We start from the raw sequence: 17,883 nt of genomic DNA on the forward strand, positions 1-17,883 counted from the left end.
CAGGGGGGATTGAAAACCTAGCTCTATAGCTAAGCTCAGCGTTGACTCGCCCGCTTGCGGCAGGCATCTCCAAATGCCTGGAAGATGGCGAGGTATTCGGGGTTCGAGGCCACTTGCCATTCAGGGTGCCACTGCACACCGAGGGCGAAGCTTTTGGCGCCTTCAACCGAGACCGACTCGATCAGTCCGTCAGGCGCCAGGGCCTCAACACGCAGGCCCGGCGCCAGACGTTCAACGCCCTGACCATGTATGGAATTGACTCGAATCTCGTCTGGCAAACCAAGGCCGGCGAGCACACCACCCGGCTGCACATGCAGCGGGTGACTGGGTGAATACTGCACTTCAACCGGCTCGTTTTCCGGCTCGCGGTGATCCAAGAAGGTGCCGGTTTCGTGAACTTTCTGGTGCAGGCTGCCGCCAAAAGCGACGTTCATTTCCTGAAAGCCCCGGCAGATACCGAATACGGGCACGCCAGCCGCCACAGCTGCGCGAATCAGGGGCAGCGTGGTGGCGTCGCGTTCAGGATCATGAAGCGTGCCGGGCGCACTGGCCGGGCCGCTATAAAGGTGGGGTTCTACGTTGGACGGCGAGCCAGTGAACAACAGGCCGTCTAGACTCTCCAGCAGGGCGTCGAAATCGAGCAAATCGGCCAGCGAAGGAATGATCAATGGCAGGCCACCTGCGCCGACGGCCACTGCCCGAACGTATTTGTCACCCGCTATATGGTAGGGATGGAGGCCGACCTGCTTGGTGCAGGCGGTAACGCCGATTAACGGCAGGCGCGACATGGGACACCCGTTTTATTGCTGTTATGGGTTTGAACCGGAGCTTAGCCTTGTTCATTTTTTTACACAATAGTGATGTAAAAAATCTAACACGGCTCGCTGAGCGCCGCGCCAGACAAGGGCGCCAAGGGGGTTAAGATGCCCTGAAACGCCCTAAAAATGGCCACTGCGCCCCGTTTCAGGGCAAAATGTGGCACTATTGACAGCCTGAGGCGATTAAGATTGACTCACACCCCATCAGTCTGATGATTGATATTTTTAACAATAAAGGTGTTGCATCATGTCGGTACCCCCGCGTGCCGTTCAGCTTAACGAAGCGAACGCGTTCCTTAAGGAACATCCTGAGGTCCTGTTCGTCGACCTTCTTATTGCAGATATGAATGGTGTGGTGCGCGGCAAGCGCATCGAGCGTGCGAGCCTGCACAAGGTTTACGAACGCGGCATCAACCTCCCGGCTTCTTTATTCGCACTCGATATCAACGGCTCGACAGTGGAAAGCACTGGCCTGGGTCTGGATATCGGCGATGCCGACCGTATCTGCTACCCCATTCCGAACACGCTATGTAATGAGCCTTGGCAGAAGCGTCCGACCGCGCAACTGTTAATGACCATGCATGAAATGGAAGGCGAGCCGTTTTTCGCCGATCCACGGGAAGTGTTGCGGCAGGTGGTCGCGAAGTTCGACGAACTGGGCCTTACTATTTGCGCCGCGTTTGAACTTGAGTTTTATCTGATCGACCAGGCAAACGTGAACGGCCGGCCTCAGCCGCCGCTGTCGCCGCTGTCGGGCAAACGTCCGCACTCCACACAGGTTTATCTCATCGATGACCTGGACGAGTACGCCGAATGCCTGCAAGACATCCTCGAAGGCGCCAAAGAGCAGGGCATTCCTGCTGACGCCATCGTTAAGGAAAGTGCTCCGGCGCAATTCGAAGTCAACCTCCACCATGTGGCCGATCCCATCAAGGCGTGCGACTACGCCCTGCTGCTCAAGCGTCTGGTGAAAAACATCGCCTACGACCATGAGATGGACACCACCTTCATGGCCAAGCCGTACCCGAACCAAGCGGGCAACGGTCTGCATGTGCATATTTCGATTCTGGACAAAGAGGGCAATAACATCTTTGCCAGCGATGACCCGGAACAGAACGATGCCCTGCGCCACGCCATTGGCGGCGTGCTGGAAACCATGCCGGCCTCGATGGCGTTCCTCTGCCCTAACGTCAACTCGTACCGCCGTTTCGGCGCACAGTTCTATGTGCCGAACTCGCCGAGCTGGGGTATCGATAACCGTACTGTTGCCTTGCGCGTGCCTAACGACACCCGCGATGCCGTGCGTATCGAACACCGCGTTGCCGGCGCCGATGCCAACCCGTACCTGCTGCTCTCGGCAGTGCTGGCGGGCGTGCACCATGGCCTGACCAACAAGATCGAGCCAAGCGCACCGGTAGAAGGCAACTCCTACGAGCAGAACGAGCAGAGCCTGCCGAACAACTTGCGCGATGCCCTGCGCCTGTTGGACGACAGCGAAGTGATGGCCCGTTATATCGACCCGAAATACATCGACATCTTCGTCGCGTGTAAAGAGAGTGAACTCGCCGAGTTCGAAAACTCCATTTCGGACCTCGAGTACAACTGGTACCTGCACACGGTGTAAGTACCTACTCAACGCCGGCCCTCGGGCCGGCGTTGTTTTATCTGCTAACTCCAATTTTGCCTACACCGCAGCCTCGCGCTGCGGTGTTGTTTGTGTGCCATGGCCAGCCCAGACGTGCATCGAATCCACCAGACATGTCGCGGCTCGCTCAGTTGTAAAGGATTTGAGCGATAACTCCGTTCGCCGCGCCTTTTGTGCGGCCCATGCTGTGAACCGACACGTAAGGAAGTCGTCATGCCACGCTTTTTAGCCGCACTGTTGTTTGCTGGCTCATCCGTTCCGCTCGCCGCCCCGGCCGTCCATGCCGAAGACCTGGTGGTCTACAACTGGAACGACTACATCGCCCCGCAGGTGCTGGTCGATTTCGAAAAAGAAACCGGCATACATGTCGACTACCACACCTACAGCACCGCCGAGGAACTTGAAAAAGCCCTGGCCAGCGGCGAGTCCATCGACATCGCCGTGCCGTCGCACGACACCCTGCCGGCACTGATCAAAGCCGGGCGCTTGCAGCCGCTGGACCTCACCCGCCTGCCCAACCGCTCGCACCTCGACAAACAGCTGCTCAGCAAGCTAAACGCCGTGGACCCGCAAAACCGCTACGCCATTCCCTATCTCTGGGGCGCAGTCGGTTTAGCCATCAACGTGCCGCAGGCGGAAAAAGCCTTTGGCGGCCCATTGCCCAACAGCTGGAGCCTGCTGTTCGACCCGGCGCAAAGCGCACGCCTGGCCAGTTGCGGCATCAGCGTGCTGGATGCCCCGGATGAAGTGATGTCGGTCGCCATGAACTACCTCGGCCGTAGCCTGGCCCACAGCCCGCCGACGCAAATCAAGCAGGGCGGCGACATGCTGCAGGCCGTGCGCGGCAACATCCGCTACGTCGACAGCGAGCGTTATATCGATGACTTGAAAGAAGGCCGCCTGTGCATGTCGCTCGCCTGGGTGGGCGACGCATTGGGCGCCAGCGCTGCTGGGCAGAACGTGCAGTTCGTGGTGCCGGACGAAGGCTCGGTGCTGTTTATCGACAACCTGGTGATTCCCAGCAGCGCCCGTCGCGCCGACCTGGCGCACCGGTTTATCGACTACGTGATGCAACCAAAAGTGGCCGCGCAAATCACTGCTGAAACCCTGTACCCCAGCGGCAACGCCGATGCTCGCCAGTTCCTCGACCCGGCCCTGCGTGACCAACCCGGCCTCTACCCGGACCGCGCGACCAAGCGCCGGCTGGCTGCACTGGAAGTGCTGCCCGAGAAAATCTCGCCGATCAAAGACGAGGTGTGGGGCAAGTTCCGTAGCGGCAGTTGAGAGGATGAAGCCGTTCCCACAAGCGCGAGTCCGATGCTGTGGGAGAGGCTTTAGCCGCGATGCTCTTCCAGCCCGCTTGCCCCCACCGTGTGGCCTGACGTCCAATAGCGCCTCGATCAAGGAGAGCCTTATGCAGCGTCCCGCCACCGCCCGCAAACCCCGCGCCAGCAGCCAGGCGCGCATCGCGTCCATTCTCGATGCCGCGCGCGCCTTGTTGGCGGAGGAAGGCGTTGCCGGCCTGTCGATTTACAGCGTGGCCGAGCGCGCGCTGATGCCGCCCTCCTCCGTGTACCACTTCTTCGCCAGCGTGCCGGCCATTCTTGAAGCGCTGACGGCGGATGTGCACGCCGCCTTTCGCGCCACGCTCGAATGCCCCATCGACCACGCCAGCCTGCAGCATTGGCGCGACCTTTCGCGCCTGGTCGAGCAGCGCATGCTGGACATCTACACCGGCAATGCCGCCGCCCGGCAACTGATCCTCGCCCAGCACGGGCTCACCGAAGTCACCCAGGCCGACCGTCAGCACGACATCGAACTGGGCCGGCTCTTGCACGCGCTGTTCGACCGCCACTTCCCTCTGCCGCAATTGCCCACCGAGCTGGATGTGTTTGCCCTGGCCTTGGAACTAAGCGACCGCGTGTATGCCCGCTCGGTGCAGCAATTTGGCGAGATCACCCCGCGCCTGGCTGAGGAAGGCATGCGCGTATTCGATGTTTATCTGGGCTTGTACCTGCCGGCATTCCTGCCCAAGCGGGAAACAGCGGCCGTTTAATCGATATTTATCCGTTTATTTATCGTTAATTATCTTCCAATAGACAAAATCACCTTCTAAGTCGGATTTTTATCGACTATAAAATGGCACCTGCAAAACGGCTTTCCAAGCCTGCCAACAAGAGAAGAGGTGTTTGATGTCTCGTACCGTAACCGTCGCTGCCACGCAGATGGCCTGTTCCTGGGACCGTGCCGCGAATATCGCCACGGCGGAAAAACTGGTTCGCGAAGCGGCTGCCAAGGGCGCGCAGATCATCCTGATTCAGGAGCTGTTCGAGACGCCTTACTTCTGCCAGAAGCCCAACCCCGACTACCTGCAATTGGCCACGCCTACCGACACCAACGCCGCCATCGCCCATTTCCAGAAAGTGGCCAAAGAGTTGAGCGTGGTGCTGCCCATCAGCTATTTCGAACTGGCCGGCCGCGCGCGTTTCAACAGCATCGCCATCATCGACGCCGACGGCAGCAACCTCGGTGTGTACCGCAAGAGCCACATTCCAGATGGCCCGGGCTACCACGAGAAGTACTACTTCAACCCCGGCGACACCGGCTTCAAGGTGTGGAACACCCGCTACGCGAAAATCGGCGTGGGCATTTGCTGGGACCAGTGGTTCCCCGAATGCGCCCGCAGCATGGCGCTGATGGGCGCGGAAATTCTGTTCTACCCGACCGCCATCGGCAGCGAACCGCACGACAAAACCATCAGCTCGCGCGACCATTGGCAGCGCGTGCAGCAAGGCCATGCCGGCGCTAACCTGATGCCGCTGATTGCCTCCAACCGCATCGGCAATGAAGCGCAAGACGGCTACGACATCACCTTCTACGGCTCCTCGTTCATCGCCAACCCGTTCGGTGAAAAGGTCAAAGAACTCAACGAAACTGAAGAAGGCGTGCTGGTGCATACTTTCGACCTGGACCAACTCGAACACATCCGCAGCGCCTGGGGCAGCTTCCGTGATCGTCGGCCGAACCTGTACGGTCCGATCAAAACCCTCGACGGTGCGCTCGAATCCTGACACCGACCCTGTAGGAGCGAGCTTGCTCGCGATGCTCTTTAGATCGACAGCTTCGCGAGCAAGCTCGCTCCTACAGGTTTTCACCAAAGGTATTTGCAATGACCACACTGACTTCCACTCCCCGCGCCGACGGCTTTTCCATGCCAGCCGAGTGGGCACCCCACAGCCAGACCTGGATGGTGTGGCCGCAGCGCCCGGACAACTGGCGCCTCGGCGGCAAGCCGGCACAAGCGGCGTTCACCGCCGTGGCCAAAGCCATCGCCCGCTTTGAACCGGTGACAGTCTGCGTAAACGCCGACCAATACGAAAACGCCCGCGCGCGCCTGGATGCCGACAACATTCGCGTGGTCGAAATCAGCACCGACGACGCCTGGGTGCGCGACACCGGCCCGACCTTCGTGCGCAACGCCAGCGGCGAAATCCGTGGCGTGGACTGGACCTTCAACGCCTGGGGCGGCTTTGATGGCGGCCTGTATTCGCCGTGGACCCGCGACGATCAGGTGGCCAGCAAAATTCTCGAAATCGAACGCCGCGACCGCTACCGCACCGAAGGCTTTGTGCTCGAAGGCGGCTCGATTCACGTCGACGGCGAAGGCACGGTGATCACCACCGAAGAGTGCCTGCTCAATCGCAACCGCAACCCGCACCTGAGCCGCGAAGACATCGAAGCGGTGTTGCGCGATCACCTGGCCATCGAAACCGTAATCTGGCTGCCCGACGGCCTGTTCAACGATGAGACCGACGGCCACGTCGACAACTTCTGCTGCTACGTGCGCCCCGGCGAAGTGCTGCTGGCCTGGACCGATGACACGCAAAACCCCAACTACGAACGCTGCCAGGCCGCTATGCGCGTGCTGGAAAGCGTGAAAGACGCCAAGGGTCGCCAATTGGTCGTGCACAAAATGCCGATTCCCGGCCCGCTGTACGCTACGGACGAAGAATGCGCAGGCGTGGATCTGGTGGCCGGCACGCAAGAGCGCGACCCGTCGATTCGCCTGGCCGGTTCGTACGTGAACTTCCTTATCGTTAACGGCGGCATCATCGCCCCCAGTTTCGACGACCCGAAAGACGCCGAAGCCAAAGCGATCCTGCAGCGCCTGTTTCCGGAGCATGAAGTGGTGATGGTGCCGGGGCGGGAAATTTTGCTGGGTGGTGGGAATATTCACTGCATTACGCAGCAGCAGCCGGCCTGACCGCGTAGCCCGCTGCCCTCTCCCCCAGCCCCTCTCCCGCAAGCGGGCGAGGGGAGCAGAACGCCGATCAACCCGACAACGCCGAATCGCCCCCTCTGCCCGCTTGCGGGAGAGGGCTGGGGAGAGGGTTTGGTTCGAGCCGCTTAAGCCCGAATAATCCGGTTCTTGCCCTGCCGCTTGGCGTTGTACATCGCCGCGTCGGCGCGGGCGAACAGGGTGTCGAGGGTGACGTCGGCATCGGTCAGGCTGGTCAGGCCCTGGCTGACGGTGACGCCAAAGGTGACGCCGTTACAGCTGAACACCAGCCGCTGAATTTCCCGTTGCAGGCGCTCAGCAATTTGCAGGGCCAGCTCCTCGGTGCAGCAGGGGAATAGCGCAGCAAACTCTTCGCCGCCGATGCGCCCGAACAAGTCGCCACGACGCAACGCCGCGCTGCCACATTGGGCGATCCGTTGCAGCACCACGTCGCCCATCTGGTGGCCGTAGGTGTCGTTGATCTGTTTGAAGTTATCCACGTCCAGTAACAGGAACGCCAACGGCGCGTCTTCCTGGGTGGCTTGCTGGAATTCGGTGTGGGCGCATTCGAAGAAGTAGCGGCGGTTGCTGCTTTGCGTCAGCACGTCGGTGGTGGCCAGACGGTGCAGCTCGCCTTCCAGATGCTTCTTGTCGGTGATGTCTTCGGCGATGCCCACCACAATCAGCGGCTTGCCGGCTTCGGCCTGACGGCTGATAAAGCATTTATCGCTCAGCCAACGCAGTTGCCCGTCGGCTCGCAGAATGCGGTATTCGCGGTCTTCAACGGCCCCTTTGACCAACACCTCGGCGAGGGTGGCGGCGGCGTGCTCAACGTCGTCGGGGTAGATGCTATTCAGCCATTCCCCGTAATCGGCCATCAACAAGCCCGCGTTACGGCCGAACACACGCTCGTAAGCGGGGCTGACGTAGAGAATGCGCTGGGCATCCCAGTCGAACGCCCACAGCACGATGTTTACGCTGTCCAGCAGCGAGCTGAACATTTGCTCACGTTCGCGCAACCGCTCCACTTCGCCGCGGCTATGCAGCAGCGCCAGAGTCAGTTCTTCCAACTCGGGGGAAAGTGGCGGTGTTAATGGGGAATGTTCGTCCATTAGATGTCCTTTTCTATCAACGAAACTACGACCATCGGCGCGGCATAAGGTGCCAATCCCTGACACAGAAAAAAGCCCGCCGTTCGGCGGGCTTCGGCGCTCTATGGCGCAGTTATAGCCTGTTTACAGCGCGTTTGCCGGGCGCAACGAGTAGGTTTTGAGGTGCTCCGCAAAATCACGCAACGACTGAATGCCGCTGGCCTCTGCTTCGTGCACCCAGAGCTTCATCGCCTCAAGCATGTCGTGGCCGTTACTGCTGGTTTTCACCCAGATATGCTGCAGCGCCAGACGCTTTTCATAGATCACTTTCAACGCCTGGCTTTGCTCCAGCATGGCTTGAATACGCAGGTGATGACGCTCTTCCAGCAGGCTGGTCTCACGCGACAACAAGCGCTTGGCGCGGTGGAATTTGGCCCGCACCGAAGCGTCGGCCTTGGCCAGTTCCAGCTTCACCAGCGGCGCAATAACGGCGCGGCGGTACTGGGCCATGATCTGGAAGCGGTTGTTGAGAATGGCCATGGCGGTGTCCATGTCCAAGTAGCCTTTGCCCGTCACCCGATGAGCAATCGGCGCCACGCGCTGCACTTTGGCCAGGCGCAAGAAGCTGAACAGTTGAATCCAGGCCCAGCCCATATCGAATTCCCACTTGCGAACCGACAGCTTCGCCGAGTTCGGGTAGGTGTGGTGGTTGTTATGCAGCTCTTCGCCGCCGATCAAAATGCCCCACGGCACCAGATTGGTGGCGGCATCGCGGCATTCGAAGTTGCGGTAGCCGACGGCGTGGCCCAAACCGTTGATAACACCGGCGGCCCACACCGGAATCCACATCATCTGCACGGCCCACACGGTGATACCCAGCGCGCCGAACAGCGCCAGGTCGATCACCGCCATGATGGCGATACCGCCCAACGGGAAGCGCGAGTACACCTTGCGCTCAATCCAGTCTTCGGGGCAGTTCTTGCCATAAATCCGCAGCGTTTCGGGGTTTTCGGCCTCAGCGCGATACAGTTCCGCGCCTTTGCGCAGCACGGTGGACAAACCTTTGATGACCGGGCTGTGAGGGTCGTCAGCGGTTTCGCATTTGGCGTGGTGTTTGCGGTGAATGGCGGTCCATTCACGGGTGTTCTGGCCGGTGGTCATCCACAGCCAGAAACGGAAGAAGTGCTTGAGCGCAGGGTGCAGTTCCAACGAGCGGTGTGCGGAATAGCGATGCAAATAAACCGTCACGGACACAATCGTCACGTGGGTCATCAGCAAGGTAACCGCCAGAACCTGCCAGGCAGACAGGTCGAGAAAACCGTTGTACCACATAGATGGAGCTACCTCGGAAAAGTGAACGCCGGTTGGATCAACCTGGCGTGGGCATTATCTCTAAGCAGTGTGAGAAAACCACCCTGCACTTAGATCAAAATATGTTCAATTTCGGGGTGCTCTGTACGGCTGGCGATCAATTCTGAGAAAGACGGCTGGTGAGCACGGCCAAAATGCGCATCGCCAGCGCTCGCCGAGAACACCGAATGCGCACCTGAGGAATTAATCGGCTGTGTACCGCGAATGCTGAGGCCCGCTCGTCATGACGGCGAGGGGTTGCGGGAGAAGGATTTAAGTCGGGCTTCGCTGCGCTCACCCAACGCGGACCGACCCAACCTACGGAGGTGGGCCAAATTTCAACGGTCGTCATTCCCGCGCAGGCGGGAACCCAGAGTCTTTGCAGTTAGAGGTGCTTGCCCTGACATTCTGGATTCCCGCCTGCGCGGGGATGACGGTGATGAGGTTGGATACCGGCGGTACCCTTATTGCCACATCGCACTTACAGCTTGGCAATCGACACTTCAGTGGATTTCACGAACGCAATTACTTCGCTGCCCACGCCCAACTCCAGCTCTTTGACCGAGCGGGTGGTGATGACGGAGGTGACGATGCCGGAGGCGGTTTGTACGTCGATTTCCGACAACACGTCGCCCAGTACGATTTCCTTGATGGTGCCTTTGAATTGGTTGCGGACGTTGATCGCTTTAATGGTCATGGTGTTTCTCCTGATACGTGAGTAGTTACGTCGAGTGAGTTGCTTACAACGCCCAGCGCAATTGCGTGGGCAGGGGTGAAACCGGTTCGGGTGGCGGTGGGCCGGCAGGTATTTCCAGCACGCGGTTGAGCACTTCGGCTTCCAGCGCAGCCAGGCGCGCTGAGCCCCGCTGCCGCGGGCGGGCCAGGTGTACCGGCAGGTCGAGGCCGATGTGGCCGTCTTCAATCAGAATCACGCGGTCGGCAATCGCCACCGCTTCGCTGACGTCGTGGGTCACCAGCAGCACGGTGAAGCCGTGTTTCTGCCAGAGGCTTTCGATCAGTTGCTGCATTTCGATGCGGGTCAACGCGTCGAGGGCGCCCAGCGGTTCGTCGAGCAGCAGCAAACGTGGCTGATGAATCAGCGCGCGCGCCAGGGCAACGCGCTGCTTCTGCCCGCCTGACAGCGCCGCCGGCCATTCGTGGGCGCGTTCGGCAAGCCCAACGGCCTGCAACGCTTCCAGGGCACGGGGACGCCAGTCGCCGCTAAGACCCAGGCCGACGTTGTCGATCACCCGCTTCCAGGGCAGCAGGCGCGAGTCTTGGAACATTAGGCGCGTGTCTTCGCGGGCTTCGCTGAGCGGCGCCGAACCGGCGAGCAAGGCGCCGCTGCTGGGCGTGTCGAGCCCCGCCAACAGGCGCAGCAAGGTGCTTTTGCCACAGCCGCTACGGCCGACCACGGCAACGAACTGCCCGGCCGGAATTAGCAGCTCAATGTTGTGCAACACCTCGCGCTCGCCGAAGGCTTTATGCAGGCCGCGCACCGCCAGCGGAATGCCGCCCTTGAGGTGCTGCGGCGCCACGTGATTTGCGTTGAATGCGTTCATGCGGCACCGCCTTTCTTAACTTGGTAAGCCGGGTGCCAGCGCAGCCACACGCGCTCCAGGCCACGCGCCGTGGTGTCGGCCAGTTTGCCCAGCAAGGCGTAGAGCAGAATCGCCACCACCACGACATCGGTTTGCAGAAACTCACGGGCGTTCATGGCCAGGTAGCCGATGCCGGAGCTGGCCGAAATGGTCTCGGCCACGATCAGGGTCAGCCACATAAAGCCCAAGGCAAAACGCACACCGACCAGAATCGAGGGCAAGGCGCCCGGCAGAATCACCTGACGGAACAGGCCGAAGCCCGACAACCCGTAGCTGCGCGCCATCTCCACCAGCGCCGGGTCGACGTTGCGAATGCCGTGGTAGGTGTTGAGGTAAATGGGGAACACGGTGCCGAGGGCGACGAGAAAAATCTTTGCCGACTCGTCGATGCCGAACCACAGGATCACCAGCGGAATCAGCGCCAGGTGTGGCACGTTACGAATCATCTGCACCGTGCTGTCGAGGAAGCGTTCGCCCCACTTCGACAGCCCGGTGATAAAGCCCAAGGTCAGGCCGATGCTGCCGCCAATTAGAAAGCCGATACCGGCGCGCCAGCCGCTGATGGCCAGGTGGTGCCAGATATCGCCGCTGCTGATCAGCGCCACTGCCGCGTCGAATACCGCGCTCGGCGCCGGCAGAATGCGCGTCGACAGCCAACCGGCGACCACCGCCAATTGCCAGATCGCCAACAGCGCCACCGGCAGCACGAACGGCGCAAGGCGGTTAAGGATGTTATGCCCGGCTTTCATTTCAAGCTCCCGTAGGAGCGAGCTTGCTCGCCAAGCTCTTGGCGTCGCTGGCCGATTTCGGCAGCACGTCGTTGGCAATCATCTCGCCAAATGGGCTGACGTAACTGGCGCCTTCCGGGCGTTGCGGGCGCGCCACGTCCAGGTGCGGGAACAGCAGCTCGGCGACGCGGTACGACTCCTCCAGGTGCGGATAACCAGAGAAGATAAAGGTGTCGATGCCCAGGTCGGCATATTCCTTCACCCGTGCCGCCACGGTCGGGCCATCGCCCACCAGCGCCGTGCCGGCACCGCCGCGCACCAGGCCAACGCCGGCCCACAGGTTGGGGCTAACTTCGAGGTTGTCTTTGCTGCCTTTGTGCAACGCGGCCATGCGCTGCTGGCCAACGGAGTCGAAGCGCGCGAGCGAGGCCTGAGCGCGCTTGATGGTGTCGTCGTCCAGGTGGGAGATCAGGCGATCTGCGGCGGCCCATGCCTCTTCGTTGGTTTCACGCACAATCACATGCAAGCGGATACCAAAGCGCACGGTGCGGCCATGCTTGGCGGCTTTCTCGCGCACCTGGGCAATTTTCTCGGCGACGGCGGCTGGCGGCTCGCCCCAGGTCAGAACCATTTCCACCTGCTCGGCGGCGAGGTCTTGGGCGGCGCCTGACGAGCCACCGAAGTACAGCGGCGGACGCGGTTGTTGCAGCGGCGGATAGAGCAACTTGGCGCCCTTCACGCTGATGTGCTTGCCGTCGTAGTCCACGGTTTCGCCTTCCAGCACGCGGCGCCAGATGCGGGTGAATTCAACCGAGGCTTCGTAGCGTTCTTCGTGGCTCAGAAACAGACCGTCACCGGCCAGTTCGTCGGGGTCGCCGCCGGTCACCAGATTGAACAAGGCGCGGCCGTTGGACAGACGGTCCAGGGTCGCCGCCTGACGCGCCGCCACGGTGGGCGAAATAATGCCCGGGCGCAGCGCGACAAGAAATTTGAGTTGGGTGGTCACCGGAATCAACGAAGCGGCTACCAGCCAGGAGTCTTCGCAGGACCGCCCCGTTGGAATCAACACGCCACCGAAACCGAGGCGGTCAGCCGCCTGGGCAATCTGTTGCAGGTAGCCGTGATCGACCGCGCGAGCGCCCTCAGCGGTGCCAAGGTAATGACCGTCGCCGTGGGTGGGAAGAAACCAGAAAATGTTCAAGCTCATGGGAGTTGTCTCCTTAGTGCCCTCCCCAACCGGGGAGGGATGCTGCAATGGGGTTTGGTAACGGCGCTGTAATTACTGGGCGGTGGCCACGCTGGCGGGCGGCGTCCAGATCACGTCCTTGATGCTCAAGGGCTTGGGAATCAGCTTGAGTTGGTAAAAGGTGTCGGCGATTTTCTGCTGCGCGGTGACCACTTCCGGGGTAATGAAATGCGCGCCGTAGCCTTGGCGTTTCACCGCGGTGAGGGTGATTTCCTTCGACAGGCCCAGCAGCGGCGCGACCTGATCGGTGACGGCCTGCGGGTCGGCTTTGGAGTCTTCGCCCACTGCACGCACTTCATCGATGAGAGCGGCAATCACTTTCGGGTTTTTCTGCGCGTAGGGTTTGGTGGCCAGATAGAACTGGTGGTTATCCACCAGGCCTTTGCCGTCACGCAGGGTGCGCGCGCCTAACTGGTTTTCGGCGGCAGCCTGGAAGGGATCCCAGATGACCCAGGCGTCGACACTGCCGCGCTCGAAAGCGGCGCGGGCGTCGGCGGGCGCCAGGAAGGCAACGTCGATATCGCTGTATTTCAGGCCGGCATCTTCAAGCGCGCGCACCAGCAGGTAATGCACGTTGGAGCCCTTGTTGAGCACCACTTTTTTGCCCTTGAGTTCTTTCACCGATTTGATCGGCGAATCTTTCGGCACCAGGATCGCTTCGCTCAGCGGCGCGGGCGGCTCGTAGGCGACGTAGGTGAGGTCCGCGCCGGCGGCTTGGGCAAACACCGGCGGGGTTTCGCCGGTTACGCCGAAGTCGACCGAGCCGACGTTCAAGCCTTCAAGCAGCTGTGGGCCGCCGGGGAACTCGGTCCATTTAACGTCTACGCCTTGCTCGGCCAGACGTTTCTCCAAGGTGCCCTTGGCTTTGAGCAGCACCAGGGTGCCGTACTTCTGATAACCGATTCGCAGGGTTTCGGCTTGTGCTTGGCTGATGGCGCCGAAAGCTGTGGCCGCAACAAACAGGGCGACCAGACTCCGACGCAAAGTAACTGGGCGCATGGCGCTCTCCTTTGCTGTTCAAGTGGTGTCGCCTGCTTGCCCGTTGGCGGGTGAGTAAGGCTGATGATGTGTGGTTTTTTAATGCCCCCCTCCATTGGAGCGGACTGGGTAATCGTCCCCCTCTCCCTTGGGGAGAGGGTTGGGGAGAGGGAGCTTTTAACGGCCCCTCTCCCCCAGCCCCTCTCCCGCAAGCGGGCGAGGGGAGCTACACCTCAAATACTCCAGTTCGCCGCCAGCAACCGCTGGTTCAGCACATTCGGGTCCAGGGGTTTTGGCCGGCGGGCCAGGGCGCTGTGGAACTGCTCCAGCGCTTCGTTCAACCGTTGCTCCAGACTGGCCGCCAGTTGCGCGGGCGCGCCGTTTTCGCCGTAGGCGATCTGGCTGTCGTCAGCAAAAACACCGTGCTGCACCTCTTGCGCCTTCAGTGCGGTAAGCACCGGACGCAGGGCGTAATCCACGGCGAGCATGTGCGCCTTGCTGCCGCCCGTGGAGAACGGCAGCAGCACTTTGTGTTCAAGGGCGCGTTCGGGCAGCAGGTCCAGCAGCACCTTCAACGCACCGGAAAACGAGGCTTTGTACACCGGCGTCGCAATCAACAGACCGTCCGCCGCCGCCACGTGGGCTTGCAGTGTTTGAATCTGCGGGCTGTCGAAGCGGGCGTGCAGTAATTCTTCGGCGTTGAAGTCCTGAATTCGATAGCTCACCACTTCCACGCCATGCTGTTGCAGCCAACGCTGCGAGCGCTCCAACAAGATTCCACTACGGGATCTCTGGCTAGGACTGCCGCTCAACGAAACCACTAACATTGCTTACTCCTTGCCTTGCCGACTTGTTGCTGGAGGCCGCTGCCTCGAGGCTCAAGCGCGCTCAGGTAGTAACTGCTGCTCGGTATCAGCGATTGGGTTGAGGGGTCAGGCGCAGGTACGGTTTCACCGCGCGGTAGCCTTTGGGGAAGCGCTGCTTGATTTCGTCTTCGTCACGCAGCGACGGCACGATCACCACTTCATCACCGTCCTGCCAGTTGGCCGGAGTGGCGACTTTGTAGTTGTCGGTGAGTTGCAGCGAGTCGATTACCCGCAGAATCTCGTTGAAATTGCGGCCCGTGCTGGCCGGGTAGGTGATGGTCAGGCGCACCTTTTTGTTCGGGTCGATCACGAACAGCGAACGCACGGTGAGGGTGTCGTTGGCGTTGGGGTGAATCAGGTCGTACAGGCCCGACACTTTGCGGTCGGCATCGGCAATGATCGGGAAGCCGACGAGCGTGCTCTGGGTTTCGTTGATGTCGTCGATCCACTTCAGGTGTGAATCAACCGGGTCTACCGACAGGGCGATGACCTTGACGCCGCGCTCGGCGAACTGGTCTTTGAGCTTGGCGGTAAAGCCCAACTCAGTGGTGCAAACCGGGGTGAAGTCAGCGGGGTGAGAAAACAAAACGCCCCAGCTATTGCCCAGCCACTCGTGAAAACGAATGCGGCCTTGGCTAGAGTCTTGTTCGAAGTCGGGGGCGATGTCGCCGAGTCTTAGGCTCATGGTGCAGCTCCTGGTGCATGTCGATGCGTGGGGCTCACTATGCTCAGGCGACGATCAAATTAAAAAGAATAAATAACAATTTATTTATATGTTTATGGAATATGAGATTCAATCGGCTTGCCGGATGTATGGCATAAGCAAGGAAGCAATTATTCTTTATCAGAATAAACCGATGCTTTTATCATCCGCCGGTTGACTCATTTGCCCATGGACTCAGGACTTAGGAATTACTCGATGAAGCGATTGCTCACCACCTCCCTGCTCGCCGCCGGCCTGGCCCTGGCGTCCAGCGTGCAGGCCGCCACGCTGCTGAACGTTTCGTATGACGTGATGCGCGACTTCTACAAAGACTACAACGCCGCGTTTCAGAAGCACTGGCAAGCCGAAGGCAACCCGGCGCTGACGTTGCAGATGTCCCACGGTGGTTCGAGCAAACAGGCGCGCGCGGTAATCGATGGCCTGCAGGCCGACGTGATCACCATGAACATGGCCACCGACATCAACGCATTGCACGACAACGGCAACCTGATTCCGGAAAACTGGGCCACGCGCCTGCCGGACAACAGCGCGCCCTTCACCTCTGCGACGGTATTCATCGTGCGCAAGGGCAACCCGAAAGCCCTGAAAGACTGGCCAGACCTGCTCAAAGACGGCGTAGAAGTGGTTGTGCCGAACCCGAAAACCTCGGGCAACGGCCGCTACACCTACCTGTCCGCGTGGGGTTATGTGCTCAAGCAAGGCGGCGATGAAAAAGCCGCGCGCGAATTTGTCGGCAAGCTGTTCAAACAAGCCCCCGTGCTCGACACCGGCGGCCGTGCCGCGACCACCACGTTCATGCAAAACAACATCGGCGACGTGCTGGTGACCTTCGAAAACGAAGCGGAAATGATCGCCCGTGAGTTCGGTCGTGGCAGCTTCGAAGTGGTGTACCCAAGCGTATCGGCCGAAGCCGAGCCGCCGGTGGCAGTGGTCGACAAAGTGGTCGACAAGAAAGGCACCCGCAAAGAGGCCGAGGCGTATCTGAACTACTTGTGGTCCGAGGAAGGCCAGCGCATCGCCGCCAACAACTACCTGCGCCCACGCAACGCCAAGGTTCTTGCCGAGTTCTCCGACCGGTTCCCAAGGGTGGATTTCTTGCCGGTGGTTAAAACGTTTGGTGAGTGGCCAGTGATTCAGAAGACTCACTTTAATGATGGTGGGGTGTTTGATCAGGTTTACAGCGGGCAGTAAGTGCGGCTGGCGTAATGAAAAAGCCCGGCATTGCGCCGGGCTTTTTTGTGGTGAGGAAGTTTTGCGAAATCGAAACGCATCACGAGGAGCGAAGCGGTCGCCCCGGACCGGGAGGAACTAAAACGCCGCCTACCCTAAGGGAGGCGGCGTTGTTCTAGCAGGTCAAGCGTGCTTGTTAAGGGTACATCACAGCGACATACCCCGTAACCGGCGAGCCAGAGGCTTTCGGAGTTGTCATGAGTAACCGGGTCCAACCCGCCTTGGTCGGACTCGTAAAGACCACCGTGGCCACACCGTCTGCATCAGTGGTTGCCGTAGGGCTGGAAAGAGTACCGGCTGCGCCTAAAAAGTTATCCACAGACCATGTCACGTTATGGCCAGCGCCCAAAGGGTTCCCGAAAGCGTCCATGAGTTGAACAGTGATGGTTGAAGTGCTTACCCCGTCGTGCAAGATGTTGGTCGGCGAGGCAGTGAGGTCGCCGTATGAAACATCCCCGGCAACAAACTTCACGGTCAGCGGTTGGTTGGCTGCGCCGCTTTGCGCCGTTACCGTCGCAGTGCCGGCCTTCGTACCACTATCTAATGTGACTGTCGTAACACCATCATTGTTGGTGGTAGAAGTTGCTGTAAGCGCAGTGTTTCCATTCAGAGTTCCGAGGTCGGTCGTCCAAGTTACAGTCACCCCTGCACCGACCGATTTGCCGTTAGCGTCTTTAACCGTAGCGGTAATAGTCGTCGTTTTGTGAGACGCCTCAAGTGAAGCTTGCGAAGCAATGAGATCGATTGTGGCTGGCGCACCGGCGCTGAAAACAACCTCAGCGGTATCAGTCACAGAACCAATTGCGCCTGTCACAGTGGCTTTTTCAAGCGTAGTGGAACTGGTCAGTTCAATCGTCGCTACACCGCTTGCATCAGTAGTGGACGAATTGCTCGCCAACGTACCTGCGCTGGTGCTCCAGCTTACGGTTTGGCCGGATACCAGGTTGCCGTTAGCGTCTTTAACCGTGGCGCTAAGGGTCGACGTGCTGGTGCCGTTCGCTTCAATTGATTCAGGCGAAGCGGTTACTTCCATTGCACTTGCTGCACCGGCAGTGAAATCAACCTCAGCGGTATCAGTCACCGAACCAATTGCGGCTGTCACAGTAGCTTGGCCGGTAGTGGTTGCGCTGGTGAGGGTAATCGTCGCTACACCGCTTGCATTGGTGGTAGACGATGTGCCCGACAACACGCCAGCGCTGGTACCCCAGGTAACGCTCACACCAGCACCGACGGCGTTGCCGTTGGCATCTACCACAGCGGCGCTGATAGACGATGTGCTTGCGCCGTCGGCGACAATCGCAGTAGGCAAAGCAGTGACGGTCATTGT

The 17,883-nt window shown here is 60.1% G+C and carries 17 protein-coding genes; 6 read left to right on the forward strand and 11 right to left on the reverse strand.

Annotated features, from left to right (window positions below; genetic code table 11):
* Positions 1 to 35: 35 nt before the first annotated feature.
* Positions 36 to 788, reverse strand: coding sequence for a gamma-glutamyl-gamma-aminobutyrate hydrolase family protein (locus tag AC0IW7_RS16790; protein WP_471819518.1), 753 nt, complete (start codon positions 786 to 788; stop codon positions 36 to 38).
* Between the two features lie 277 nt (positions 789 to 1,065).
* On the opposite strand from AC0IW7_RS16790, the gene AC0IW7_RS16795 reads away from it, so the two are divergent.
* From AC0IW7_RS16795 to aguA, 5 genes are all read left to right on the forward strand, one after another.
* The gene (locus AC0IW7_RS16795) at positions 1,066 to 2,442 is read left to right on the forward strand and encodes a glutamine synthetase family protein (RefSeq protein ID WP_463540761.1); all 1,377 of its coding nucleotides are present in this window, start codon (positions 1,066 to 1,068) and stop codon (positions 2,440 to 2,442) included.
* 234 nt (positions 2,443 to 2,676) lie between these two features.
* Complete coding sequence (locus AC0IW7_RS16800) at positions 2,677 to 3,747, forward strand: polyamine ABC transporter substrate-binding protein (protein ID WP_471819520.1); 1,071 nt, start codon at positions 2,677 to 2,679, stop codon at positions 3,745 to 3,747.
* Positions 3,748 to 3,877: 130 nt separating this feature from the next.
* Positions 3,878 to 4,519, forward strand: coding sequence for a TetR/AcrR family transcriptional regulator (locus AC0IW7_RS16805; protein WP_471819522.1), 642 nt, complete (start codon positions 3,878 to 3,880; stop codon positions 4,517 to 4,519).
* 136 nt (positions 4,520 to 4,655) lie between these two features.
* A complete protein-coding gene (gene aguB, locus AC0IW7_RS16810; RefSeq protein ID WP_471819523.1) occupies positions 4,656 to 5,534 on the forward strand; it encodes an N-carbamoylputrescine amidase in 879 nt (292 codons plus the stop codon).
* Positions 5,535 to 5,632: 98 nt separating this feature from the next.
* Positions 5,633 to 6,727 carry an agmatine deiminase gene (gene aguA / locus AC0IW7_RS16815; protein ID WP_471819525.1) on the forward strand — a complete coding sequence of 365 codons (1,095 nt, stop codon included), beginning with the start codon at positions 5,633 to 5,635 and terminating at the stop codon, positions 6,725 to 6,727.
* A gap of 143 nt (positions 6,728 to 6,870) precedes the next feature.
* On the opposite strand, the gene AC0IW7_RS16820 is transcribed toward aguA, so the two are convergent.
* The 9 genes from AC0IW7_RS16820 to AC0IW7_RS16860 form a co-directional block, all read right to left on the reverse strand.
* Complete coding sequence (locus tag AC0IW7_RS16820) at positions 6,871 to 7,854, reverse strand: GGDEF domain-containing protein (protein WP_471819526.1); 984 nt, start codon at positions 7,852 to 7,854, stop codon at positions 6,871 to 6,873.
* Between the two features lie 123 nt (positions 7,855 to 7,977).
* Complete coding sequence (gene desA, locus AC0IW7_RS16825; RefSeq protein ID WP_471819527.1) at positions 7,978 to 9,165, reverse strand: delta-9 fatty acid desaturase DesA; 1,188 nt, start codon at positions 9,163 to 9,165, stop codon at positions 7,978 to 7,980.
* A gap of 499 nt (positions 9,166 to 9,664) precedes the next feature.
* Positions 9,665 to 9,880 carry a TOBE domain-containing protein gene (locus AC0IW7_RS16830; RefSeq protein WP_056842174.1) on the reverse strand — a complete coding sequence of 72 codons (216 nt, stop codon included), beginning with the start codon at positions 9,878 to 9,880 and terminating at the stop codon, positions 9,665 to 9,667.
* A 43-nt stretch (positions 9,881 to 9,923) separates the two neighbouring features.
* Entirely contained in the window at positions 9,924 to 10,745 is an 822-nt protein-coding gene (ssuB, locus tag AC0IW7_RS16835) for an aliphatic sulfonates ABC transporter ATP-binding protein (RefSeq protein WP_471819529.1), read from the reverse strand.
* Entirely contained in the window at positions 10,742 to 11,533 is a 792-nt protein-coding gene (gene ssuC / locus AC0IW7_RS16840; protein WP_471819530.1) for an aliphatic sulfonate ABC transporter permease SsuC, read from the reverse strand. Before ssuC ends, ssuB begins: the two co-directional genes overlap by 4 nt.
* 1 nt (position 11,534) lies before the next feature.
* On the reverse strand, positions 11,535 to 12,719 hold the full coding sequence (ssuD, locus tag AC0IW7_RS16845) for an FMNH2-dependent alkanesulfonate monooxygenase (RefSeq protein ID WP_471819532.1): 1,185 nt from the start codon (positions 12,717 to 12,719) through the stop codon (positions 11,535 to 11,537).
* Positions 12,720 to 12,791: 72 nt separating this feature from the next.
* Complete coding sequence (locus AC0IW7_RS16850; RefSeq protein ID WP_122497700.1) at positions 12,792 to 13,757, reverse strand: sulfonate ABC transporter substrate-binding protein; 966 nt, start codon at positions 13,755 to 13,757, stop codon at positions 12,792 to 12,794.
* A 212-nt stretch (positions 13,758 to 13,969) separates the two neighbouring features.
* Complete coding sequence (gene ssuE / locus AC0IW7_RS16855; protein WP_471819534.1) at positions 13,970 to 14,563, reverse strand: NADPH-dependent FMN reductase; 594 nt, start codon at positions 14,561 to 14,563, stop codon at positions 13,970 to 13,972.
* A gap of 85 nt (positions 14,564 to 14,648) precedes the next feature.
* Positions 14,649 to 15,287, reverse strand: a complete 639-nt coding sequence (locus tag AC0IW7_RS16860) for a peroxiredoxin (RefSeq protein ID WP_463384446.1) — start codon at positions 15,285 to 15,287, stop codon at positions 14,649 to 14,651.
* Between the two features lie 234 nt (positions 15,288 to 15,521).
* Between AC0IW7_RS16860 and AC0IW7_RS16865 the strand changes: the two genes are divergently transcribed.
* Positions 15,522 to 16,517, forward strand: a complete 996-nt coding sequence (locus AC0IW7_RS16865; RefSeq protein ID WP_471819536.1) for a sulfate ABC transporter substrate-binding protein — start codon at positions 15,522 to 15,524, stop codon at positions 16,515 to 16,517.
* Positions 16,518 to 16,692: 175 nt separating this feature from the next.
* Here AC0IW7_RS16865 and AC0IW7_RS16870 read toward each other — a convergent pair.
* Positions 16,693 to 17,883 (reverse strand): invasin domain 3-containing protein (locus AC0IW7_RS16870; RefSeq protein WP_471819538.1); only part of this gene is annotated, 1,191 nt, incomplete at its 5' end.

Source organism: Pseudomonas sp. AC229 (assembly GCF_979254655.1).